Raw genomic sequence first — 22077 nt, 5'->3', positions numbered from 1 at the left:
GCTCCGGGGGAGCGCCGGGGGCCGTGACCGCCGGTGGGGTCAGTGCTGATCGTCCTTGTCGGTGGTGCGGCTGAGCGCTCCGGGCCACCACGCGGCCGGGCCGATGTCGCGGACGAGCGCCGGCACCAGGAGGGACCGGACGACGAGCGTGTCGAGGAGCACGCCGAAGGCCACGATGAAGGCGATCTGGAGCATGAACGCCAGCGGGATGACACCGAGCGCGGCGAACGTGGCGGCGAGGACGACACCCGCGGAGGTGATCACGCCACCGGTGGCCACCAGCCCCCTCAGTACGCCCTGGCGCGTGCCGTGCCGAAGGGATTCCTCGCGGACCCGGGTCATCAGGAAGATGTTGTAGTCGACCCCGAGAGCCACCAGGAAGACGAAGCCGTACAGCGGGACGGAGGAGTCGGTGCCGCTGAACCCCAGGAGCTGCTGGAACACGATCGCGGAGATGCCCAGGGTCGCGACGAAGCTGAGGGCGACGGTGGCGACGAGGAGCAGGGGCATCAGCACCGAGCGCAGCAGCCCCGCGAGGATGATCAGGATGATCACGAGGACGACCGGGATGATGAGGGTGCGGTCGTTCTCGGCGGTGCGCTGGGTGTCGTACTGCTGCGCGCTGTAGCCGCCGACGATCGCGTCCGCGTCCGGTACGGCGTGCACCGCCTCACGCAGTCGGACGACGGTCTGCTGCGCCGACCTGCTGTCCGAGGGCGCTTCGAGCGTGGCGTTGAGGCGGACCTTCCCGTCCGCCACGAGCGGGGGGCCGCCCGCCGGTCCCGGTGCGGTGAGGGGGGTGACGGAGGCGACGCCTTCGGTACCCTCGGCCGCCCGCGTGACCTGGTCGATCCGGCCGGCGTCCGCGATCACGATGGCCGGATTGCCCGATCCTCCGGGGAAGTGCTCGCTCAGGGTCTGCTGGGCGGCCACCGACGGGGCGTCGTTCACGAAGATCTCGTCCAGCGGCACGCCCTTGGCGTTGAGCGTGGGTGCGAAGGCGGCGCAGGCCAGGAGGGCGACGAGGCTGAGGGCCCAGACCTTGCGCGGAGCACGGTCCACGAGGGCAGCCACGGTCTTCCAGATTCCGTGGCCGGTGCCGGTTCCGGTGCCCTCGTCGGCGGCGGTGTGGCCGATCTTGGCCGGCCAGTAGGCGGCGCGGCCGAGCAGGACGAGGGCGGCCGGCAGGAAGGTGAGGGTGCTCAACACCGCGCACACGATGCCGATCGCTCCCACGGGACCGAGGGCACGGTTGTTGGTGAGGTCGCTCAGCAGCAGGGCGAGCAGGCCGAGGGCGACGGTGCCCGCGCTCGCCGTGATGGGGCCGACCGACCGGCGCAGGGCCGCCCGTACGGCGGCGAACCGGTCCGAGCGGGCCTGGAGCTCCTCGCGGAAGCGAGCCGTGAGCAGCAGCGCGTAGTCGGTGGCCGCGCCGATCACGAGGATCGAGAGGATGCCCTGCACCTGCCCGTCGACGCGGACGATCCCGCGGTCGGCGAGGACGTAGACGATCGCGCAGGCCAGTCCCAGGGAGAACACGGCCCCGATGATGATCACCACGGGCAGCAGCAGGCTGCGGTAGACCAGCAGGAGGATCAGCAGGACGGCTGCGAGCGCGACGCCCAGCAGGAGTCCGTCGATCCCGGCGAAGGCGTCGGAGAGATCGGCCTGGGTCGCCGCGGGGCCGGCCACCTGCGCGACGGTCCCGGGGACCGTCGCCGCGGCCGCCGCGATCTCCTCCAGCGCGCGGGGCAGCTCCTCGCCGAGGTCGGGCCGGAGCTGTACGACGCCTTGGAGCGCCTGACCGTCGGCGGAGAGGATGGCGGGGGAGGAGGGGCCGGCCACGAGACCGGCGTCGCCGCGCCCCGCGTCGCCGAGCCCGGCCAGGGCCCGTGTGGCGTCTTCCTGTTGCCGGGGGCCCAGCTGTCCGCCCGGAGTCTTCGCGGTCCACACCACGATCGCGGGCAGGCTCTCGTCCTGGCGGAAGGCCTTCTGCGCCTCGACGACCCGGGTGGATTCCGCGCTGCGGGGCAGGAAGGCCGTCTGATCGTTGGTGGCCACCTCGCCGAGCTTGCCCGCGTACGGGCCCAGTCCGCCCCCCACGAGCAGCCAGGCGACGAGCAGGACGACGGGGATCAGCCACCGGGTGGACCGTGGTGAGGCGGACATGGTGCTCCTGTGGATCTATCTCAACAGTTAACAATCTCAATGACTGAAATAGATTAGGCGATCGATCTTTGGAGGACGTCCCGGAGGGCCGCCGCTCGCTCGTACCCCCCGTCTTCCCCCGGAAGGGCCGGTACGGATGCGGGCCGGCCGGGAAATCAGCGTCCCGGAGCCCGCAGGTCGCCGAGTTCCTCGTTCATGGCGGCGAGGAACCTCAGGGCGATCGCGAGTTCCTCCTCGCTGAACCGGTGACGGGCGCTGTCGGTGGCCTCGGCCAGCGGGGTGAAGGAGGAGCGGGCCGCGGCCCTGCCCTGTTCGGCGTAGCGGATGTGGATGACGCGGCGGTCCTCGCTCTCCCTGGAGCGGGTGATGTGGCCGGCGCGCTCCAGCCTGTCGAGGCAGGCCGTGACGGCGCCCGAGGTGAGTCCGAGGTGCTCGCGCAGACGGCCGGGAGTGAGGGGTGCGGCGCTGTCGAGGATGACGGACAGGGCCTGGACGTCCGTGGGGTGGAGCCCTTGGGCGTGCGCGAATCCGTGGACCAGGCGGTTGATCTCCCCGTTCAGCCGCCTCAATTGTACGGCGAACGCATGGAGGCCCACCTCGCCGTTCCCTTCGGGGACACCTCCGCTGGACTTTCGCACATCCGTATTGGCCACCGGGCCAGCGTATAGAAGCATTCCGGCGGGTTCATCGGTCGAAGTCCGCCAGGACTTCGCGGGCGGCCTTGGACCCGGAAGCCAGGGCGCCCTGGAGCGAGCCGGTCGCCCTGTGGTCACCGCAGACGTACCGGTGCGGGCCGAACCTGGTCGTCCGGATCAGCGCAAGGGGCGGGGGCATGGCGGGAAGCGCGTCGCGCACCGTTTGCCGGTTCACCAGCTGCCAGGTGTCCGTGTCGGCTCCGTACGCTTCGGCGAGCGCGGCCCGGACCACTGCCTCCTCCGTGGGATCCGGTGCCCCGAGGACGGAGGTGGCAACGAGTGCGCGGCCGTCGGGGGCGTAGCCGGGGTGCACCTCGCTGAGCACGCAGGTGTTGAGGAACCGGCGCTTCGTGTCGATCACGAGGGTGGGCTCCCGAAGCGGCGAGCGATCGGCGGCGTGGTACAGGGTGGTGACCGTACGGCCGCCGGGCACGCTCAGCCCGGGCAGCAGCCGGACCGCCGCTGCCGCGTTGGTGGCGACGACGACGGCTCGGGCACGGCGTTCGGAACCGTCCGCCAGGGCCACCCCGTCGCCGGTCAGCCGGGCGATCGGGGTTTCGGTGCTGAGAACACCGGGCGGAAGGCGGTCGGCGAGCTGGGCGGGGACCGCTCCGATGCCGTCGGCGGGCAGGCACAGGGTGCCGCGCACCATGCTGCGCCAGACCAGGTGGAAGAACCGGGACGAGGTCTCCAAGCCGTCTTCGAGGAACACCCCGGACAGGAACGGCCTGAAGAAGGTCTCGACCAGATCGGCGGAGAGCCCGGCCTCGGCGAGCGCGGTGAGGGTCGTCCGATCGGGCCGCGCGCGCAGGAGGCGCGGCGGCAGGAGCGCGTCCTGCGCGGTGAGCAATCCGAGCGCGGCGAGGTCACGGGCCGTGGCCAGCCGGCCCGGCAGCAGATCGCGGCTCTCGCGCGGCCGCCGGGTGGGGTCCGTGAAGCGCAGCAGGTTGCCGCCGCCGGTGTGGACGAGCACGCCCGGCGTGAACGGCCTGAGGCGCAGGGGGCGGAGTGCGAGGCGGCGTTTGACTTGCGGGTACGCGGTGTTGAGCACCTGGAAACCACGGTCGGTGACGAAGCCGGAGGAGCGGTCGGTGCGCATGCGCCCGCCGACCGCGTCCGAGGCTTCCACCAGGCTGACGCGCAGGCCTCCGGCCAGCAGGTCCGCGGTGCAGGCGAGACCGGCGGCGCCCGCACCGATCACGATCACGTCCCGGCTGCTTCCCTGTTCCCGCCTCATGCGCGGTCACCTTCGCTTCAGGGTGATGGGGCTGTGGGCAATCGGCCGCGGCCCACGCTACGTCGGGGGGCGGGCCGGTGCGGTGGGGCGCGCCGGAGCGGCAGCAGCTGAGTCGTTCGTCCGCGAGTGCTTCCTCACCGCGGCTTCCGGGTGGGGGACTTGAAGCCGAGTTGCCGAGTCGCCGGATCGCCGGATCGCCGGATCGCCGGATCGCCGGATCGGCGGATCGCCGTCCGACTCCAGGCCGGACCGCGGCCCCGCGGGCATACAATCCCAGCTTCCGAACCGAAGGAGCCATCGCCCGTGATCGTGATAGCCCACCTCAGTGACGTCCACCTCGACGGCGGGGAGCGGGCCGCCGAGCGGACCCGCGTCGTCATGGAGTACCTGGAGGGGCTCCCGTACGAGCTGGACGCGGTGCTGGTGAGCGGGGACATCGCCGATCACGCACGCCCGGAGGAGTACGAGGAGGCGCGCAAGGCCCTCGGTTCCCGCCATCCGCTGGTCGTCTGCCCCGGGAACCACGACGACCGCGCCGCCTTCCGGCGCGGTCTGCTGGGGGAGGAGCGCCCGACCGCGGCCCCGGTCGACCAAGTGCTGCGCGGTGACGGCTTCGTCCTCGCGGTGTGCGATTCGTCCGTGCCCGGTGAACACCGCGGGTACCTGGAGGACTCGACGATCGCCTGGCTGGACGGGGTGCTCACCGACACCCCGCGCGAGGTGCCCGTACTGGTCGCCTTCCACCACCCGCCCGTCCCGCTGCACATCCCTTACGTGGACGGCATCCGGCAGTTCGGCGAGGAGCGGCTGGCGGCGCTGGCCGAGCGGCACCCGCACCTGACGGCGTTCCTGTGCGGGCACACCCACACCGGCGCGGCGACCACCTTCGCGGGGCGGCCGCTACTCGTGGCGCCGGGCGTGGTGTCCACGACGCGGCTCCCGTGGGAGGCGGCGTCCGGGGAAAACGAGTACATCCACGCGGACGAGCCGCCGGCCGTGGCCTTCCACGTGATCGGCGAGGACGGCCGGCTGACGACCCACTACAGGGTGGTCGTGGCCCGCCGGTAGCCGGAGCCGTCGCGGGTGCGGGTGAGGTGCCCGGCGATGACCAGGTACCGCCGCAGTGCCGCGCAGTCCTCGTGGACGGTGAGCAGCAGGCCGTTCACCTCCGGCTCGGTGTACGCGCGGTCCGCCGCGAAGAGGGTCTCGGTGAGGTGGGCGAGCAACTGCTCGCGGCGGGCGGCCTTGCGCGGGATCGCCGTCAGGCGGCCGTCGGCGGCGAAGAGGTCGGTGACGCCGCGTCGGGTGCGCGTGCTGGTCTCTGCGGTGCTTTGTGACATGCCGTGGAGCTTCGCCCGGCGGGTCGGTCCGGGGCAACGGGTTTTCCCACGCGCGAGGTCCGTCGTGCGAGGTCCGGCGCGGGATGTCCGGGGTGCGAGGCCCCGTACGGACAAAAAGTGACGGTCGTTCATCTTACTGAGTGGTAGCACCTGCCAGTACCCTCCCCGTGACCGGTTCCTGCCCCCCACGGAGGAGCACGTATGCGACGCCCCACCACGCGCATGAGAACTGCCGTCGCCACCGCACTCATCGCCCTCGGAGCGGCCCTTCTGACACCGGCCGCCCCGGCGGCCGGCGCTCCCGCGCCGCTCCCGATCGCCATCGCCCCCGCAGGCATTGCCGACTACGCCGACTACTGCGCAGGGCAGTGCGCGGACATCCTGCCGCCCGGCCAGAGCGGCAACGCCACCCTCGCCCAGATCCTCGCCCACAAGGCATTCGGCACGCTGCCCGCCCACACCTCCGACCAACTGGCGCGCTACGACTCCCTGGTGGCCGGCTATCCCGGCCTCACCGACGCCAAGGTCAACGAGTTCTTCAACGACGCCTCCTTCGGCGTCCCGGCCGACCAGGTCGAGTCCACCAGCAGCCCGCGTTCCGACGTCACCATCACCCGGGACAAGAAGAGCGGCGTCCCCCACATCAAGGGCACCACCCGCTACGGGACGTCCTTCGGCGCCGGTTACGCGGCAGCCCAGGACCGGCTCTGGCAGATGGACCTCTTCCGGCACGTCGGCCGGGGCGACCTCACCCCCTTCGCGGGCGGCGCCCTCGCCAACCAGGGCCTGGAGCAGCAGTTCTGGCCGCAGGCCCCGTACACCGAGGCGGACCTCCAGGCCCAGGTTGACCGGATCCGGACCGGGGAGGGCGAGCGCGGGCGGCTCGCGATGGAGGACGCCCAGGCGTACATCGACGGCATCAACGCCTACCGCGTGCAGTCCAAGAACGGCCGCTACTTCCCCGGCGAGTACGTGCTGACCGGGCACATCAACTCGATCACCAACGCCGGGGAGATCCAGCCCTTCAAGCTCACCGACCTGATCGCCCTCGCCTCCGTCGTGGGCGGCCTGTTCGGCGGCGGCGGAGGCGGCGAAGTCCAGGCCGCGCTCTCCCTGCTGTCCGCGCAGCAGACGTACGGCCTGGAGGAGGGGACCCGGGTCTGGGAGTCCTTCCGCCAGCGCGAGGACCCCGAAGCCGTGCTCACCGTCCACGACGGGACGAGCTTCCCCTACACGCAGAAGCCCGCCGACCCGCAGGGCGCGGCGCTGCCCGACGCCGGCTCGGTCACCGCCGAGCAGCTGGTGTACGACCGTACGGGCTCGGCCGCGACGGCGGCCGCGGCCACCCCGCCCAAGCCGTTGAAGCAGAGCATGTCCAACGCCCTGCTCGTCTCCGGCGCGAAGACCGCGAGCGGCCACCCGGTCGCCGTCTTCGGCCCGCAGACCGGCTATCTCGCGCCCCAACTCCTCATGCTCCAGGAGCTCCAGGGCCCGGGCATCAGCGCGCGCGGCGCCTCCTTCGCGGGCGTCAGCATGTACGTACAGCTCGGACGCGGCCAGGACTACGCCTGGAGCGCCACCTCGGCCGGCCAGGACATCACCGACACCTTCGCCGTCGAACTGTGCGAGTCCGGCGGCGGCGCCCCCACCAGGGCGAGCACCTCGTACCTCTACCGCGGCACCTGCACGCCCATGGAGAAGCTGGAACACACCAACACCTGGAAGTCCTCCGTCGCCGACCCCACCCCGGGCGGCTCCTACCGGATGCGGGTCTGGCGCACGAACTACGGCATCGTCACGCACCGCGCGACCATCGCGGGCAAGCCCGTGGCCTACACCGCGCTGCGCTCCACGTACCGCCACGAGGCCGACTCGATCATCGGCTTCCAGATGTTCAACGACCCCTCCTACGTGAAGGACGCCCGCACCTTCCAGGAGGCGGCCCGGCACATCGGCTACGCCTTCAACTGGTTCTACGCCGACTCGCGCGAAGCGGCCTACTACAACAGCGGGTCGAACCCGGTGCGTCCGGCCGGAGTCGACGCGGCGCTGCCCATCCAGGGCAAGCAGGGTTACGAATGGCAGGACTTCGACCCGGCCGCCAACACCGCGGCCTACACCCCGCCGTCAGAGCACCCGCAGTCCATCGGCCAGGACTACTACATCAGTTGGAACAACAAGCAGGCCAAGGGGTACGGTGCGGCCGGCTTCGGGATGGGCTCCGTGCACCGCGGGGACCTCCTCGACCAGCGCGTCAAACCGCTCGTCGCGGCCGGCGGGGTGACCCGGGCCAAGCTCACCCAGGCCATGGCCGACGCGGCCGTCACCGACCTGCGCGCCGAGAACCTGCTGCCCGAGCTGCTGGCCGTGCTCCGCAGCGCGCCCGTCACCGATCCGGCCGTCGGGGCCGCGATCGACAAGCTCGCCGCCTGGCAGGCCGCGGGCACCGAGCGCAAGGAGACCGCACGCGGTTCGAAGACGTACGCGCACGCGGACGCCGTACGGATCATGGACGCCTGGTGGCCGCTGCTCGTGGAGGCCGAGTTCAAGCCCGGCCTCGGGGCGCCGCTCTACGACGCCTTGCGCGCCTCGCTCACCATCGACGAGGCGCCCAACGCGGGCCACGGGCCGACCGGTTCACACGCCGGCTCGGCCTTCCAGTACGGCTGGTGGAGCTACGTGGACAAGGACCTGCGTACGGTGCTCGGCCGCCCGGTGTCCGGACCGCTGGCCCGGACGTACTGCGGGGGCGGCTCGCTCTCCGGATGCCGCGACGCCATGACGGCGACGCTCAAGCAGGCGGCGGCCGCCACCCCCGCCGCCGTGTATCCGGCGGACGGAACCTGCGCCGCGGGCAACCAGTGGTGCGCGGACGCGATCGTGCAGCGCCCGGTGGGCGGCCTGGCCCACCCGCAGATCAACTGGCAGAACCGGCCCACCTATCAGCAGGTGGTGGAGTTCCCCGCCCACCGCTGAGGCCCTCGGCCCTTGAGCGAGAAGGCCCGCCGGCCCCGGAGTGTTCCGGGACCGGCGGGCCTCCTCGCGCGAAGGCGACAGGTCACGCGCCGCGGGGCTGCTCGCGCCGCTTGACCGCCCGCAGGACCACGAACTTCGGCTCGCTCGCGGCGACTTCGCTGTTGCCGAAGAGGCGGCGCAGGTGGGTGTGGTACCCCATGTGACGGTTGGCCACCACCCACAGCTCGCCACCCGGCCGCAGCGCCTTGCGCGACTGCGCGAACATCCGCAGCGCCGTCGCGTCGGTCGTCGCCTGGTGGGAGTGGAAGGGCGGATTGCAGAGCACCAGGTCCACCGAACCGGGCGGCAGCATCGAGACGCCGTCTCCGACGATGAACTCGGCGCGGTCCAGGCGTCCTTGGATGTTGGCACGGTACGTGGCCTCGGCCGAGGCCACCGCCTGGTACGACTCGTCCGTGAAGACGACCTCGGCCTCCGGGTCGGCCACCGCGACAGCCGTGCCGACGATGCCGTTGCCGCAGCCCAGGTCGACGACGCGGGCGCCGTCGGTGTTGGTCGGAATGCTCTGGAGGAAGAAGCGGGTGCCGACGTCGAGGCGGTCCGCGCAGAAGATCCCGGCGTGGTTGACCACGGTCAGCCCGGAGCCCGACCCGGCGTCCTGGTCGACGGTGTAGGTCACCGGCCACGGACCGTCGGTCCGGGGATGCGCGGCTCCGGGGTTCCCGGGCGTGCAGAAGATCAGCCGGGCCTTCTTCTCGGCCAGCGAGGTCTTCGTCGGACCGAGGATCTTCTCGAAGAGCCGCAGGGTGGAGGTGTGGATCTCCTTCACCATGCCGGTGCCGACGACCACGGTGCCCGCGTGCACGTGCGGGGCCACGCGGTAGAGCTGGTCCTCCAGCAGCGCCAGGCTCTTGGGCACCCGCACCAGGAGCACGTCGATCCGCTCGGGCACCGCGTCCTGCGTCGTGAGCAGCGTCACGGTGCTCTTGGCGGTCCCGATGCCGTTGCGGTCCAGATTGGCGGCGGTGGCGGAGCGGGTCAGGCTGGAGTCGGTGATCTGGGTGGGGTGGTGCGCGGCCAGCGCCGTCGTCAGCGCCCCCCAGCGGTCACCGATCACCGTGATCTGCCCGGCGCCGGCCAGATCCACCGGGCCGCGTTCACCCGTACCGGATTCGAGGTGGCGGAGCAGGTACTCGTCGGCGGCGTCCCATGCGAAGAGCCGGTCGCGCGGGTCCTCGGGGAAGCGGGCGAGCTCGTAGGAGCCGAAGGGCGTGGTCAGACGGTTCATATTGACCCCAGGCTAACCGAGGGACACCCCCGGTCCCGCACGGGCGGGGCCGGGAGAGTGGGCGGCGCGTTACACGCCCCCCGCCGAGGCCCCGCCCCGGGGCGGCTCCGCCACCCCTACTCCGGGAAATCCCCGGCCATCGCGGCGGCGATCCGCAGGTACGCAGCCGCCTCGGCGGCCCGGCCCTGGCGCTCCAGCGTCCGCCCGAGCATCAGCTGCGCGTAGTCCTCCACGGGCCAGCGGTCCAGAACGCCGCGGAGCTCGCCCTCGGCCTTGGAAAGCTGCGCGGAGTGGTAGTAGGCGCGGGCCAGCAGCAGCCGCGGAGCCAGCAGCTCGGGGGCCTCGGCCGCCACGCCGTGCAGGACACGGGCGGCGTTCGCGTACTCCTTCGCCTCGAAGAAGAGCCGGCCGCGGTCCCAGCGCTCGGCGGTGGTCCCGTGCTCCAGGTAGCCCTGCTGCGCGTCGATCGCGCCCGTCACGTCCCTCGCGCTGCTCACGTCCATCGGATCCCTTCCTCGCCTTCCTCCGTACGGTCCTGTACCGAGGAAGGCCCTCTCTGCTGCCCTGATCGTCGTTCCGTCGGGCTGCTCAACACGTGGATCCGTACGCACATTCCCCTGACCTCGGCGGCGGCGCCGGGACTAAGTTGTGCGGTATGAGCAATCTCGATCGCCAGCCCGCTCTCTCCACCTGCGGCGGCCGCGGGTTCGTCGTCGCCGAGCCCGTGCGCGAGCTCCTGAGCCCGCGCACCGTCAAACTCGGCGAGTCCACCGAGGTCCGCCGACTCCTGCCGAACCTGGGCCGCCGCATGGTCGGCGCCTGGTGCTTCGTCGACCACTACGGCCCCGACGACATCGCCGACGAGCCCGGCATGGCGGTGGCCCCGCACCCCCACTCGGGCCTCCAGACGGTCAGCTGGCTCCACGAGGGCGAGGTGCTGCACCGCGACAGCGTCGGCAGCCTGGCGACGATCCGCCCGCGCGAGCTCGGCCTGATGACCTCCGGCCGGGGCATCAGCCACTCCGAGGAGAGCCCGCGCCCGCACGCCCGCCTCCTGCACGGCGCGCAGCTGTGGGTGGCCCTCCCGGACGCCCACCGCGACGTGGACCCGCACTTCCAGCACCACGCCGACCTCCCGCAGGTCACCGCCCCGGGCCTGACGGCGACGGTCATCCTGGGCACCCTGGACACGGCGACCTCACCCGGAACCGCGTACAGCCCGATCGTCGGCGCGGACCTGACCCTGGCGTCGGGCACGGAAACCCGCCTCCCGCTGAACCCGGACTTCGAGTACGCGGTCCTGTCCATGTCGGGCGAAGCCCACGTCGACGGCGTCCCGCTCCTCCCGGGCGCCATGCTCTACCTCGGCTGCGGCCGCACGGACCTTCCCTTGCGCGCGGTCTCGGACGCGGGCCTGATGCTGCTGGGCGGAGAGCCGTTCGAGGAGGAGATCGTGATGTTCTGGAACTGGATCGGACGGTCCCAGGAGGACATCGCGGGCTTCCGCGAAGACTGGATGAACGGCACCCGCTACGGCGAGGTCAAGGGCTACGACGGCGCTCCGATTCCGGCTCCGGAACTGCCTCCAACTCGTCTGAAGCCCAGGGGGAGAGTGCGTTGAGCTGCGCCGCTGCTGTCGGGAGTGGATCAGGGTGGAGACTTTCGCTTCGTTCCGGTTTCCGTGGCCCGGTGGACGTCATTAGGGTCTCCCGGCAGCGTTTTTGATCTTGGGGTGCGCCCCGCGTAGGGCAAGGTGTGGCGAGGCCTGGTCGGACGAATGCTGACCCTTTGCTGACGCTACTGGCGAGTAGTGAGATTCTTGACTTGGAAGCTCAGGGGTGTCGTCCAGCAGGGCGACGCCAAGGGGGGGCGCCAGGTCTGGGACCTTCCGGCTGTCATGGACGGTTCTGCGTGAGCTCTCGCCCGAGGCTGAGGTCGGCTTGCGGCCCGTCCCGCAGGCCGGGGCGGGACGCTGTGGACAGTCGACAATGCGCGGTGTTGACGCCGTCGCCGCGACTTGCGGCCAGGACGTGGCTCATGGAACTCGACGACGGGTGGCTCCATCTCAAGGGCGGCGGTCACGCGTCTTGCCGACTGCTTCCAGGATGTGTACGGCTGCGGTCCGGAGCTGGGGCCGCTCTCGCACGAAGCGGCGGACAGCACGTGCAGGTTCGCGGCTGAACCAGTGGAGAGCCGCACCGGGACTGCGCCGCAGAAGAGCGCCTTCATGAACCGTCAGCTCTCCTGTTTTGAGGGAATCCTTGTAGGCGGCATCCCCCCTGCCGAGGTCGAGCATTTCGATGCCGGCGGCAGCAGCCGCCTCGATCATGCGGAGATGGAGAACGAGACCGGGGGAGAACTGGGCGAAACCCCGGTCGTAGGCGGGGAACCAGTACGACAGCACGGTGCGTGAGCGCAGCCCGAAGTGCGCGGCGACAGGCCTGTCGCCTGCGTAGAGCACCGATAGCAGGCCCGAACAGTCGGGTGTGTCCGTGCTGGCCAGGTTGCTCACCAGGTTGTTGATCCAATTCTGGGCGAATCGGTCGCGCCGGCCTGTACGGCGGTACTGGGCGGATTTCCATTCCATCAGCGTCCGCAAGGCCGCCGGATCTCGTTCGTCGAACACGAACCTCAGCGGCCCGACCCGGCGTCCCAGCCGGCGGTCCTGTGCCAGGGTCGACTTCAGGAACGTGCGGGAGCGTGATCGGAGCAGGTTCTCGTAGTGGGTGTAGCCGCCGCTGAGATCGATGACGGGGGAGGCGAATCGCCCTGTGGCGAACGGCAGGAACAGGTCCTGGCCGCTTTCGAGATGGTTGAACTCCCAGACGCTCAGGGAGCTGGCGCGCAGGAGTTGGTGCGGATCCACGTGCACGTCGGGGTGCAGGACGGCGCCTTGGCAGTCGGAAACGCCCAGGCCGATCGCACGGCCGCGGCCCCACCGGCCCCGCTCGAAGGGGAAGAAGCCGGCGGGCTCGCCGTCTTGGCGCACGACCGCCACCCTGGCGCCCGGCCGGACACGGCCGACCCTCTGGCAGAACTCAGGGCTCATGAAGGGATTGGCGACGGGCGCCGTCCTGGCCCGCAGCGCGCTCCACAACTGCAGGTCTGTCGGGCTCATGTCGGCAGGGTGCAGCACGTCGATGCGTTGAGTGGGCACGTCGGCTCCTGGTTCATTGGATTGCTCGCGGGGCTGTGGGCCGACCCGCCCACACGAGTAGTGGGTTGCGGACGGGCCGGGCACAACCGCCGCACGGGCATGGCCCCGGCCTGCGTCAGCGGCCCGCGCGGGGTCCCCCTCCGGCTGCCCTGCTCGATGGCGAAGTGGCGTCGAGGCGCGTGGGCTCCAATGGCCTCGCGACTGCCGAAGTGTCGGACAGCTGCAGGCGGCGACGCCGAGGCCGACCGCGGCGCACCACCGTGTTGGCCAGGAGGGCTTCGCCAGAGGGCGCACCTGTCTGAACGCTTCGAGAGCCGACGAACGGCCGTGGATCCCGAGTGCCGTTCGGGGTGATCCAGGGGACGAAGAGAGCGCGCAGACGTACGGCAAGGGGAGCCAGCTCGCCTTGCACCGAGCTCCCACGCCGCGGGCAGGCGGCACTCAGGTCGGTGGTCAGTGAACTTCTCCCTCCGGCTCGCGGCAAGGCTGTGGCGAACACGACGGTGAAAGAAGAAGGAGCACGCACTCATGACCGTACCCATACTGGTCGAGAGGGTGTGTGCGGCGGCCTGGAACAAGGAGGCTGGTGTATCCGAACCTTCGCTCTAAGCCGCCTTCTAAGGGATTAGCCTGGGCGGCGTAGCCCCAGGCGTCGTGCATCACGATGTGATGTTGTGGTTCAGGCGGAACTAGGTTTCCGGGGTCGTAGCGGCGCTTCAGGGACCGGAGCCGGTCGTGGTTCTGCCCGTAGTTGGCGGGCACCCAGTGCTGGGCCGCCGGCGCCCTGGCCAACCTGACGCTGATGCGGGGCAAGCCCGGTGCCAACGGGTCGGCGGTGGAGGGGGGCCGCCGCAGGGGCGGAGAGGTCCGAACGGCTTGGCCAGCTGCTCGACAAGAACTGACGGAGGGAAACAGCGGTGCATCCTCGCTCCGGTCAGGCGGCGACGGTCTGACGTCCTCCCCCGATCTGGGCGGGTGACAGACGGCCCGTCCGGTGCAGGACGTAGAGCGCGACTGCGCAGGCCAGGCCGAGCAACCCCAGCGCCACCCATGGCAGTGTCGGCACTCCGGCATCGTGCGCGAAGTCCGGTGCCACGCCTGTCAGGAGGTTGCCGACCGTGATGCCGATTCCGCAGATGGTGTTGTACGGGCCGTAGTGCGTGGCCACGAGACTGCCCCTGCTTGAGCCCCCTCTCCAAGCCCGACCGCTCCAAGGCCGCACCGCCCTTGTCACGGGCGGGGTCACCGACATCGGCGCCGAGATCGGGCGCACGCTCGCGACAGCCGGAGCGACCGTCGCGGTGAACCACCTTGGCCAAGTCCCCGACGCCCACGCCCTCCACGCCGCCTTCGAGCGCGACGGCAGCCCCGGCATCGCAGTGAACGCCGACCTGACCGATACCGACGCCGTCCAGAGCATGGCCGATCTCGTCCGCGCCGAGATCGGGCCCATCGGCATCCTGGTGAACAACGCAGGCTCTCACCCTCGCGTCCCCTGGCAGGACACCGACGAAGCCGCCTGGAGCTACTGCCTCGACGTGAACCTCACCGCCCACTACCGCACCTGCCACGCCCTGACCCCCGGCATGATCGAACGCCGTCCACGTCGATGGCGGCCGGCTGCTCCACTGAGACCACCAACAAGCAAGGAGACAGACCGAAATGAAGGAACGAGTCCGCGCCGTCCTCGTCACCGCTGACGACACGATGCTGGTCATCCGCCGTACCAAGCCCGACATCCCTGAGTACTGGGTGCTCCCCGGCGGGGGCGTCGAGCACGGCGACGGGTCTCGCGAGGCTGCCCTCCACCGGGAGATCCACGAGGAGATCGCAGGGAAGGCCGACATCATCCGGCTCCTCCACACGATGGAGTCCGACGGTGAGCGCCAGCTCTTCTACCTCGCCCGCATCGCGACGTGGTCCTTCGAGGACCGCACCGGGCCGGAGTTCAGGGCCGAGGGACGCGGCGCGTATGCCCTGGAGGAAGTCCCGCTGACCGTGGAGGGCCTCGACGGCATCGACCTCAAGCCCGAGGAGATCGCCCACGTCCTCCGAGGCGCCATCGGCGCCGGCACCCTTCAGGTAGGGGCCTAGAAGTAGCCGCTCGTCTTTGTGGACCTTCCGTCGGGACCAACGCCGAGGTGTCGGCTCCGACGGCGTGCTGCGGCTGCCACTCCTCGATGTTCAGTAGCGGGGAGAGGCCTTAGGGCTGAGGCGGAGGACGGAGGGTCCGGCATCTGTGCAGCTGAGGCCTCCGAAGCGCTGGCTCCGCGCCCTCGACCCACACCGTCGGAACTGAAGCTCGGCCATCAGCCGATCGGTCTCCTTTCGGGCCGGCACCAGCAGCGGATCCTCGTTGCATGCGTGGAGCCCGACGATCTTCGACAGGAAGAAGAGCGACATCGGCTTCCCGTCCCGGCTCTCCAAGTCCGCACGCCGTTCCTGCTGGACGCGGTCCGCGAGCGCCGGGACGGCAAGCGCGTTGCCCCACAGCGTTGCGGCTTCCAATCCCCGTGGAGCCGTACCCCAGTCCTCCCAGTCGATGATCGAGAAATCTGGTCCCATCACGTTGGCCCAGGTCAGATCCGCATGAGCCGGTACCCATCGCTCGATCCGCGTATCGGTGATGCTGGGGAAGACCTCCCCGAGGGTCGCGGTCACCTTCCCCTGTGTGATCGTCACGGTTGTGTGATCGTCACGGTGTCCGGTGTCGCGATCCGTGGCGCCTGCCGTGCGGCAAGGGCGTCCAGCGAAGAGGTCAGCGCCTCCCACCACGAATCCGGCAGGCCCGGGTCTTCGAACACCAGGGCCCCCTTGCCGACTGGTGGCGCCGCAATCAGCTGAAGCCGATCGAGTGGCGGTGACCCTTCCATGATCGTGCGGCGGGGCCGTCCAGAACACCGAATTGCGGCGCGCCCTCACTTGCAGAAGGTCTCCTTCGCCACGGCCGCACCCTTGGTCCAGCCGTCCGAGAACGCCTTGTTCGCCGAGGCTGGGGGCCTGGCGTCGCAGTTGTCGGCCACGGCGTCCCAGCCCGCGGTCAGCCCGGCCTTGTAGGTGGTGCCCGGCGTGGTGGAGGGCTTGGCACCGCCGGTGCACGGCGTGGTGCTCCCTGCCTGCGTCACCGCGTACCTGTCGTCGGGCTTGCTCCCGATCGTGAAGGCCCCGCCGTCGGGAACGTTGAAAGTCGTCGGCGCCGCACCCGGCGAGGACAACAGGGCCTGGCCCTGCGCGAACCCCTCGCCCGAGAGGCTGACCCGCCCCGCCGGGTCCGCGGCGGACACGGTGCAGGTGGCGGCGGGCGCCGCAGCGGGAAGTGCGGTCGCCGTCGGCGCCGCGGCGAATGCAGAGATCCCCAGTGCGATCAGAGCGGCGGTGATGTGCGGGCGTCGGTGCATGGTGCTACTCCTCGTCAGGGGTCCTGACGCGCACGATCGGGCACTGTGCCTGCCCGCGCGTCGACGCGCCGCAGTCACTCCATGGTCCCCCGCGGGGGTGGGGGTGTCGACCGCAGGGGGGACCGGCCGGTGATGGCGTACGGGGCATCCGGGCTGGTCAGAGGTCCAGGATGACGGCGTAGGCGAGGAAGAACAGGGCATAAGCCAGGACCATCAGACGATGACCACGAGCGGCCCAATGCCCCAGCCTCGGGTGAGGGGACGGTACGGGCCGGCCCCCGAGCCGGTGCGCCAAGGGGGTCGGGCGGTCACACGAACCCGCGGAAACGGCGGTTTCCCCCACCGGAGCCCGGCTGTACGTCAGCCACCCCAACGGCGCGCACGGGGTATCCGTCATCGACCTCGCCACCCACTCCGTCTCCGCGACCATCGACAGTCCCGAAGGCGCGCTCATCGGAATCGACCTGGGCTCGGTGCCGGGGACCTCAAAGGTGTCCTGCCCGGCCGGCAGCGTGCTGACGGGCGGCGGCTTCGAATCCACCGGTCCCGCACCGGATCAGCTCGTCAGCAGGCCGGTACCCGGCACCAACGACTGGGAGGTGAACGGGCAGAACAGGACGCGGGACGACGTCACCCGTGGATACCCGTGGATACCCGTGGATACCCGTGGATCCGCCTCCGCAGTGCGACGAATGCGCCGAGGGGCGGCCATGGGACGAATCGTGCGAGCCACACCCCGGAGAGCCTCCGATTCCTCCCGGACACCCCGGACACCCCGGACCTCCCGGACCGGCTGGAGCCCCGGTCCCACGGAGCGGTTGCTGCTGACGGTCGGGCCGTTGGGGGGCGACGACCGTACCGAACCGTGACGTGAGCCGTCGGCGCCGTGCGTGTCAGCCGTGGCGCGGAGACCCCAGCAGGCCTTCCGGGACGTACTCCGAGTGAGCGTCGGCCCCCGCCGCCGGGTCGGCGGGCCAGTCGAGAGGAGGGTGTTCGGGCCGGCGCGGCAGCGGCACGGGCTCGGCGCTTCCGAGTCGCCGGGCGACGTCCTCGCGCAGCTTCGGCAGCAGCGCGTAGAGCGTGTCACCGGGACACGCGGTGCTGTTGAAGTCCCGGTGCCCGTAGATCTCGGAGGCCGGCACGTCGTACTGGCGGCACACGCGGGCGCACAGGTCGGCGAGGACGGAGAACTGCGCCGGCGGAGGCTGCACCGTCATGTAGGTGCCCTCGTTCTCGATGCCGATGGCCACGTCGTTCTGGCCGACGCAGTGGGCGCCGCGTACCGTCCGGGCCCCGGCGTCCAGCGCGGCGAGGCTGTGGTGCCGCCCCTCCAGGACGAAGGCACCCCTGCTGATGGTGAAGTGCTGGCCGGTGTCGATCCAGCCCTGCATGTCCATGTGGTACGTCTGGATGGCACGGGCGAGTCTGAGGGCCCGCTCCCGCGAGTAGTCCGTGACGTTGGCCGTGGCCGTGTGGTGGATGATGATCTTCTCGGGCCGCGAGGCGAGCAGTACGACGGGTTCGGACGCCTCGCGGGCGCCCCAGCCGGCGCAGTCGGTGATCTCGGGTGCCGGGTGGTCGTCGCGGCGCTGGAATGCCCGGGGACCGGTGGAGGCCCTGGCCGGGGAGGCGGCGGCGGTGGGCAGGATGGAGGCGGCTCCGACCGCGAGCGCGGCGGATACCAGAGCCCTGCGGGTGAGCCGGGAGTGCGGTGTGAATGTCATGGAGCAGCCGTTCCGGTGGGGGGAGACGTCCCATGGAACGAGGCGTGCCCCCCGGGGGGCACGCAGGCGCTCCGGGGACGCGGTCCGTTGGCCCTTTGGGGGGACGGCGAGTCGGCCGCACGGTGTAGGGCGGCTCCGCTGCCCGGTCGGCCGGGCCACGGCCGACGCAGGCCTCGGCCCGGCCCGGGGCCCGGAGTCGTCACCGGTGGCCGCGGTGCCGCGGAGGCTCACACCCGGCCGGCACTGACGACGTCCGGCGCCAGACCGGCACAGCTCAGTCCGTAGGGTGAGGGTCCGGCGGGTGACGGATTCGCGGCTCGCGGTCCGGTCGCCGCCGCTTCTCAGGGGCCTTTGTTGAGTTCCGCGACGATCGAGGCGGGGGTGTGTCCGCTGCCGTCGGACAGGCGGTGGAAGTCGACGGAGACGAAGTTCGGAGTGCGGCCCCCGCTGGCGGTCCGGCACTGCTCCGCGATGCGGTTCCTGAGCTTGGCCCCGTTGTCCAGGGACGCGGTGAGGACCGTGGGCACGTTGCGGTGGTGGCTCATCGTGAACAGCCGCCGGAATCCGGGTTCCTGCCGGTCCAGGGGCACGTCGGGCCAGCGGGTGACGCACGCGAGGTCGTCGCCCAGGTCGCCGAGGCTCCAGTAGTTGCTCACGGTCCAGGACTTGTCGTACATGACGCCCAAGTGCTCGCGGTCGGACCGGTCCGAGAAGACGATCAGACGCTTGCCGGTGGTGACGAGGTCGGCCACCTTCGGCCAGCCCTGCTGCCGTACGCCCCACTCGTCGGGCCGGAACAGCAGCGGGTCGATCCCGCGGACCCTGCCGAGTGACTGCCGGAGTTGCTCGGCGCTGACGTAATCCTCGAGGAAGACGGTCACCACCTCCTGCGGATGGGAGGCCAGGAAGTCGACCACTGTCTGCATGGTGCCGTGGAAGGACTGCCTCGGGAGCGCGTACGTGACTCCGGCGAAGGTCTTGCATTCGCCGTGGCACAGGTAGACGTCGCTCGGGTAGCAGTCGCTGCCGAAGCACAACCAGGTGCTGCGCTCGTACCAGTGCGTGTCCAGGCTCAGGGGACGCCTCAGGCCGTCCACCGACACCCATCGGTGCCTCTACGGGGCCTTCCCCTCCATCGGCGGCGTCACCCACACGCACTCGACGCACGCCGTCGCCTTCGCTCAGGCGCGCCGCCCGATCCCCGTACAGGCGGCGCTGGAGAACGCCATCGTCTGCGAGGCCGTGGCGGAGATGGCGCTGCACACGCTGGCGCTGGGGTCCCGCCTCGGGGAAGCCTCCGAACCGCCGAAGCACCTGCTGGAGCGGCACTTCACCCGTAAGCACGGACCGGACGCCTACTACGGCAACGTCCCTCACGCCCCGGGTGTCTGAAACGCGGCCTGGTCTCGGGGAAAGGTCCCTCAACCGCCTTTTCGGAAAGGCGCCTTGACGTTCCCGCCGGGCGCCTGGCTTGATTGGGAGCGCTCCCACTCCAAGCCGCCCCCCGAGGAAGGCTTCACCGTGCCTCCTGTCACCTCCGCCCGCGGCGTGCCACGTCGCGCGGCCGCTGCGCTCGCCGGCCTCGCGCTGGCCGTCGGCGGCCTGTCCACGGCAGCCCTGACCGTTCCGGTCGCGGCTGCCGCCACCGTGGCGGCCGCTGCCGACACGCCTGTACGGGTCAACCAGCTCGGCTACCTGCCCGACGGCCCCAAGCGGGCCACCGTGGCCAGCTCCGCGACCGCCCCGCTCGCCTGGCAACTGCGCGACGCCTCCGGCACGGTGGCCGCCTCGGGCGTCACCACGGTGCGCGGGGCCGATCAGGCGTCCGGCCAGTCCACGCACCTGGTGGACTTCGGTGCGTACACCGGCACAGGGGCTGGCTTCACCCTGGTCGTCGACGGCCGGACCAGCCACCCCTTCGACGTCTCCGCTTCGCTGTACGACGGACTGCGCGCCGACAGCATGTCGTTCTTCTACCAGCAGCGCAGCGGAATCGCGATCGACGCCGCCCTGGCGGGCGGCAGCGCCTACGCCCGCCCCGCCGGGCACCTGGGCGTCGCCCCGAACAAGGGCGACACCAGCGTCCCCTGCCAGGCCGGGGTGTGCGACTACCAACTGGACGTGCGCGGCGGCTGGTACGACGCGGGCGATCAAGGCAAGTACGTGGTCAACGGGGGCATTTCCGTCTGGGAAATGGTCAACTCCTTTGAACGAGCAGGCCGTTCGGGCGGCGACGCGGCGCTCGGAGGTGCGACGCTGCGGGTGCCGGAGCGTGGCAACGGGACGCCGGACGTGCTGGACGAGGCCCGCTGGGAACTGGAGTTCCTGCTGCGGATGCAGGTTCCCGCGGGAAAGCCGATGGCCGGGATGGCCTTCCACAAGATGCACGACGCCAAGTGGACCGCTCTGCCGACCCGGCCCGAACTCGATGCCGAGCAGCGTGAGCTGCACAAGCCGTCGACCGCCGCGACGCTGAACCTGGCGGCCTCGGCCGCACAGTGTGCACGGGTGTACGCGCCGTACGACGCCGCGTTCGCCGCGCGCTGCCTGGACGCGGCCCGCCGCGCCTGGACGGCTGCCAAGGCCAACCCGAACGTGCTTGCTCTCGCGACCGACAACACCGGCGGAGGTGCGTACGAGGACGCAGACGTCTCCGACGAGTTCTACTGGGCGGCGGCGGAACTCCTGGCCACCACCGGCGAGTCACAGTACCGGGACTCCGTCACCTCCTCTGCGCACCACACCAAGCCCGTCGACGGGTTCTGGTGGGGCGGCACCGCGACGCTCGGCCGGATCACCCTCGCCACCGTCCCCGGGGCGGCCCTGCCCGCCGCAGACGTGGCCCGGCTGCGCGGCCTGCTGACCACGGCCGCCGATGGCCACCTGACCACCATGGCCGGACAGGGCTACGCGGTGCCGCTTCCCGCCACCGCGTACGTCTGGGGCTCCAACAGCTCCGTCACCAACAACGCGATGGTGCTGGCCGTCGCATACGAGCTCACCGGGCAACAACGCTACCGGGCCGGAGCATTGGAGTCCCTGGACTACCTGCTCGGCCGAAACGCACTCGACCTCTCCTACGTCACCGGCTACGGCGACCGCTACGCCGAGAACCAGCACCACCGGTTCTGGGCGCACCAGAACGACGCCTCGCTGCCGCACCCGCCGGCCGGTTCCTTCGCGGGCGGGCCGAACGCGGGGCTGGAGGACCCGGTGGCCAAGGAGAAGCTCGCGGGCTGCGCACCGGCGGCGTGCTACGTGGACGACATCGGCTCGTACTCCACCAACGAGGTGGCCATCAACTGGAACGCCTCGCTGGCCTGGCTGGCGGCCTTCGCGGCCGAGCGGCGCGGCGCTCCGGCGGTGCCCGTGGTCCAGGTCGCACCGGCGGCCGTGACGGTCGCGGAGGGCGGCTCGGCACGGGTGGGCGTGCGGCTTTCGGCAGCGCCCGCGCAGAACGTGACGGTGACGGTGGCCCGGAGCACGGGCGACGAGGATCTGTCGGCAGCCGCGACCCTGGTGTTCACCCCGGCCGACTGGGCGACGGCGCAGCAGGTTTCGGTCCTCGCCGCGCAGGACCCCGACGCGTCGTCGGGCAGCGCGACGTTCGCGGTCGGTGGTCCTGGCGTGCAGTCGGCGACGTTCACGGCGGCGGAGGCGGACGACGACGCTTCGGCGGCCTCTTGCGCGGTGGCGTACCGGATCGACAACGCCTGGGGCAACGGCTTCACGGCGACGGTGACGGTGAAGAACACCGGAACCTCGGCGGTGTCCGGGTGGACCGTCGGCTGGAGCTTCGCAGGTGACCAGCGGATCACCAACGCCTGGAACGCCACGGTGAGCCAGTCGGGCAGCACGGTCACCGCCCGGGACACCGGGTGGAACGCAACACTGGCACCCGGCGGCAGCGTGAGCTTCGGCTTCCAGGCGACGTACTCGGGTACCAACGCGATGCCGGCGCGCTACACGCTCAACGGAGCGCTCTGCTCCTGAACGATCGTCACGTCCCGTCCACCCGGCGATGGACGACGGAGTGGAGCCAGGATCGTCCTGGCTCCACTCCACGGCGGGTCGTCAGGTACGGGTCCAGCGC

At 71.1% G+C, this 22077-nt stretch carries 19 protein-coding genes and 2 pseudogenes; 7 read left to right on the top strand and 14 right to left on the bottom strand.

Going from position 1 to position 22077, the window contains the following annotated elements:
* Nucleotides 1-39: 39 nt before the first annotated feature.
* From OG276_RS03685 to OG276_RS03675, 3 genes are all read right to left on the bottom strand, one after another.
* Nucleotides 40-2169 (bottom strand): MMPL family transporter, encoded by a 2130-nt coding sequence (locus OG276_RS03685; protein ID WP_266902655.1) that lies wholly within the window; start codon nt 2167-2169, stop codon nt 40-42.
* Nucleotides 2170-2324: 155 nt separating this feature from the next.
* Nucleotides 2325-2765, bottom strand: coding sequence for a MarR family winged helix-turn-helix transcriptional regulator (locus OG276_RS03680; RefSeq protein WP_266902653.1), 441 nt, complete (start codon nt 2763-2765; stop codon nt 2325-2327).
* Nucleotides 2766-2853: 88 nt separating this feature from the next.
* Entirely contained in the window at nt 2854-4101 is a 1248-nt protein-coding gene (locus OG276_RS03675) for an NAD(P)/FAD-dependent oxidoreductase (protein WP_266902651.1), read from the bottom strand.
* A gap of 303 nt (nt 4102-4404) precedes the next feature.
* On the opposite strand from OG276_RS03675, the gene OG276_RS03670 reads away from it, so the two are divergent.
* Nucleotides 4405-5169 (top strand): phosphodiesterase, encoded by a 765-nt coding sequence (locus OG276_RS03670; RefSeq protein WP_266902649.1) that lies wholly within the window; start codon nt 4405-4407, stop codon nt 5167-5169.
* Here OG276_RS03670 and OG276_RS03665 read toward each other — a convergent pair.
* Entirely contained in the window at nt 5142-5441 is a 300-nt protein-coding gene (locus tag OG276_RS03665; protein ID WP_266902647.1) for a DUF2087 domain-containing protein, read from the bottom strand. The two genes, OG276_RS03670 and OG276_RS03665, sit on opposite strands and share 28 nt — an antisense overlap.
* A 201-nt stretch (nt 5442-5642) precedes the next feature.
* On the opposite strand from OG276_RS03665, the gene OG276_RS03660 reads away from it, so the two are divergent.
* Nucleotides 5643-8417 (top strand): penicillin acylase family protein, encoded by a 2775-nt coding sequence (locus tag OG276_RS03660; protein ID WP_266902645.1) that lies wholly within the window; start codon nt 5643-5645, stop codon nt 8415-8417.
* A gap of 82 nt (nt 8418-8499) precedes the next feature.
* Here OG276_RS03660 and OG276_RS03655 read toward each other — a convergent pair whose 3' ends face one another.
* Nucleotides 8500-9705, bottom strand: a complete 1206-nt coding sequence (locus tag OG276_RS03655) for a methyltransferase (RefSeq protein ID WP_266902643.1) — start codon at nt 9703-9705, stop codon at nt 8500-8502.
* A gap of 116 nt (nt 9706-9821) precedes the next feature.
* A complete protein-coding gene (locus tag OG276_RS03650) occupies nt 9822-10202 on the bottom strand; it encodes a tetratricopeptide repeat protein (RefSeq protein WP_266902641.1) in 381 nt (126 codons plus the stop codon).
* A gap of 158 nt (nt 10203-10360) precedes the next feature.
* Between OG276_RS03650 and OG276_RS03645 the strand changes: the two genes are divergently transcribed.
* Nucleotides 10361-11326: a pirin family protein gene (locus OG276_RS03645; RefSeq protein WP_266902639.1), complete on the top strand. Its 966-nt coding sequence runs from the start codon at nt 10361-10363 to the stop codon at nt 11324-11326.
* Between the two features lie 444 nt (nt 11327-11770).
* Here OG276_RS03645 and OG276_RS03640 read toward each other — a convergent pair whose 3' ends face one another.
* The 3 genes and pseudogenes from OG276_RS03640 to OG276_RS03630 form a co-directional block, all read right to left on the bottom strand.
* The gene (locus OG276_RS03640; protein ID WP_266912507.1) at nt 11771-12823 is read right to left on the bottom strand and encodes a GNAT family N-acetyltransferase; all 1053 of its coding nucleotides are present in this window, start codon (nt 12821-12823) and stop codon (nt 11771-11773) included.
* Between the two features lie 492 nt (nt 12824-13315).
* Nucleotides 13316-13624 carry a BBE domain-containing protein gene (locus OG276_RS03635; protein ID WP_266902637.1) on the bottom strand — a complete coding sequence of 103 codons (309 nt, stop codon included), beginning with the start codon at nt 13622-13624 and terminating at the stop codon, nt 13316-13318.
* 172 nt (nt 13625-13796) lie between these two features.
* Nucleotides 13797-14033, bottom strand: a pseudogene (locus OG276_RS03630) (hypothetical protein); the annotation flags it as partial.
* On the opposite strand from OG276_RS03630, the gene OG276_RS03625 reads away from it, so the two are divergent.
* Nucleotides 14023-14562, top strand: coding sequence for an SDR family NAD(P)-dependent oxidoreductase (locus tag OG276_RS03625; protein ID WP_266902635.1), 540 nt, complete (start codon nt 14023-14025; stop codon nt 14560-14562). The pseudogene OG276_RS03630 and the gene OG276_RS03625 sit on opposite strands and share 11 nt — an antisense overlap.
* Nucleotides 14525-14956, top strand: a complete 432-nt coding sequence (locus tag OG276_RS03620) for an NUDIX domain-containing protein (RefSeq protein WP_266902633.1) — start codon at nt 14525-14527, stop codon at nt 14954-14956. The genes OG276_RS03625 and OG276_RS03620 overlap by 38 nt, the downstream gene beginning before the upstream one ends.
* 90 nt (nt 14957-15046) lie before the next feature.
* Here OG276_RS03620 and OG276_RS03615 read toward each other — a convergent pair whose 3' ends face one another.
* The 5 genes from OG276_RS03615 to OG276_RS03595 form a co-directional block, all read right to left on the bottom strand.
* Nucleotides 15047-15544: a hypothetical protein gene (locus OG276_RS03615; protein WP_266902631.1), complete on the bottom strand. Its 498-nt coding sequence runs from the start codon at nt 15542-15544 to the stop codon at nt 15047-15049.
* Nucleotides 15541-15666 (bottom strand): hypothetical protein, encoded by a 126-nt coding sequence (locus OG276_RS03610; protein ID WP_266902629.1) that lies wholly within the window; start codon nt 15664-15666, stop codon nt 15541-15543. Before OG276_RS03610 ends, OG276_RS03615 begins: the two co-directional genes overlap by 4 nt.
* A gap of 114 nt (nt 15667-15780) precedes the next feature.
* Nucleotides 15781-16260, bottom strand: a complete 480-nt coding sequence (locus OG276_RS03605) for a hypothetical protein (protein WP_266902627.1) — start codon at nt 16258-16260, stop codon at nt 15781-15783.
* 893 nt (nt 16261-17153) lie between these two features.
* Entirely contained in the window at nt 17154-17984 is an 831-nt protein-coding gene (locus tag OG276_RS03600) for a peptidoglycan recognition family protein (RefSeq protein ID WP_266902625.1), read from the bottom strand.
* A 341-nt stretch (nt 17985-18325) separates the two neighbouring features.
* On the bottom strand, nt 18326-19081 hold the full coding sequence (locus OG276_RS03595; RefSeq protein WP_266902623.1) for a hypothetical protein: 756 nt from the start codon (nt 19079-19081) through the stop codon (nt 18326-18328).
* Here OG276_RS03595 and OG276_RS03590 point away from each other — a divergent pair.
* Together OG276_RS03590 and OG276_RS03585 are read left to right on the top strand one after the other, a co-directional pair.
* Nucleotides 19056-19376, top strand: a pseudogene (locus OG276_RS03590) (class II aldolase/adducin family protein); the annotation flags it as partial. The gene OG276_RS03595 and the pseudogene OG276_RS03590 sit on opposite strands and share 26 nt — an antisense overlap.
* Nucleotides 19377-19505: 129 nt before the next feature.
* Nucleotides 19506-21977, top strand: coding sequence for a glycoside hydrolase family 9 protein (locus OG276_RS03585; RefSeq protein ID WP_266902621.1), 2472 nt, complete (start codon nt 19506-19508; stop codon nt 21975-21977).
* The last annotated feature ends 100 nt before the right edge of the window (nt 21978-22077 follow it).

It is taken from the genome of Streptomyces sp. NBC_00086, from assembly GCF_026343255.1.
Taxonomy (GTDB): domain Bacteria; phylum Actinomycetota; class Actinomycetes; order Streptomycetales; family Streptomycetaceae; genus Streptomyces.
This window is presented reverse-complemented; position numbering and strand designations above follow the sequence as displayed.

Bases quoted from the DNA above. Each gene is read 5' to 3' on its own strand.
- OG276_RS03685 (WP_266902655.1), bottom strand. From the start codon at position 2,169: ATGTCCGCCTCACCACGGTCCACCCGGTGGCTGATCCCCGTCGTCCTG.
- OG276_RS03675 (WP_266902651.1), bottom strand. From the start codon at position 4,101: ATGAGGCGGGAACAGGGAAGCAGCCGGGACGTGATCGTGATCGGTGCG.
- OG276_RS03665 (WP_266902647.1), bottom strand. From the start codon at position 5,441: ATGTCACAAAGCACCGCAGAGACCAGCACGCGCACCCGACGCGGCGTC.
- OG276_RS03660 (WP_266902645.1), top strand. From the start codon at position 5,643: ATGCGACGCCCCACCACGCGCATGAGAACTGCCGTCGCCACCGCACTC.
- OG276_RS03655 (WP_266902643.1), bottom strand. From the start codon at position 9,705: ATGAACCGTCTGACCACGCCCTTCGGCTCCTACGAGCTCGCCCGCTTC.
- OG276_RS03645 (WP_266902639.1), top strand. From the start codon at position 10,361: ATGAGCAATCTCGATCGCCAGCCCGCTCTCTCCACCTGCGGCGGCCGC.
- OG276_RS03640 (WP_266912507.1), bottom strand. From the start codon at position 12,823: ATGAGCCCGACAGACCTGCAGTTGTGGAGCGCGCTGCGGGCCAGGACG.
- OG276_RS03620 (WP_266902633.1), top strand. From the start codon at position 14,525: ATGAAGGAACGAGTCCGCGCCGTCCTCGTCACCGCTGACGACACGATG.
- OG276_RS03605 (WP_266902627.1), bottom strand. From the start codon at position 16,260: ATGCACCGACGCCCGCACATCACCGCCGCTCTGATCGCACTGGGGATC.
- OG276_RS03600 (WP_266902625.1), bottom strand. From the start codon at position 17,984: ATGACATTCACACCGCACTCCCGGCTCACCCGCAGGGCTCTGGTATCC.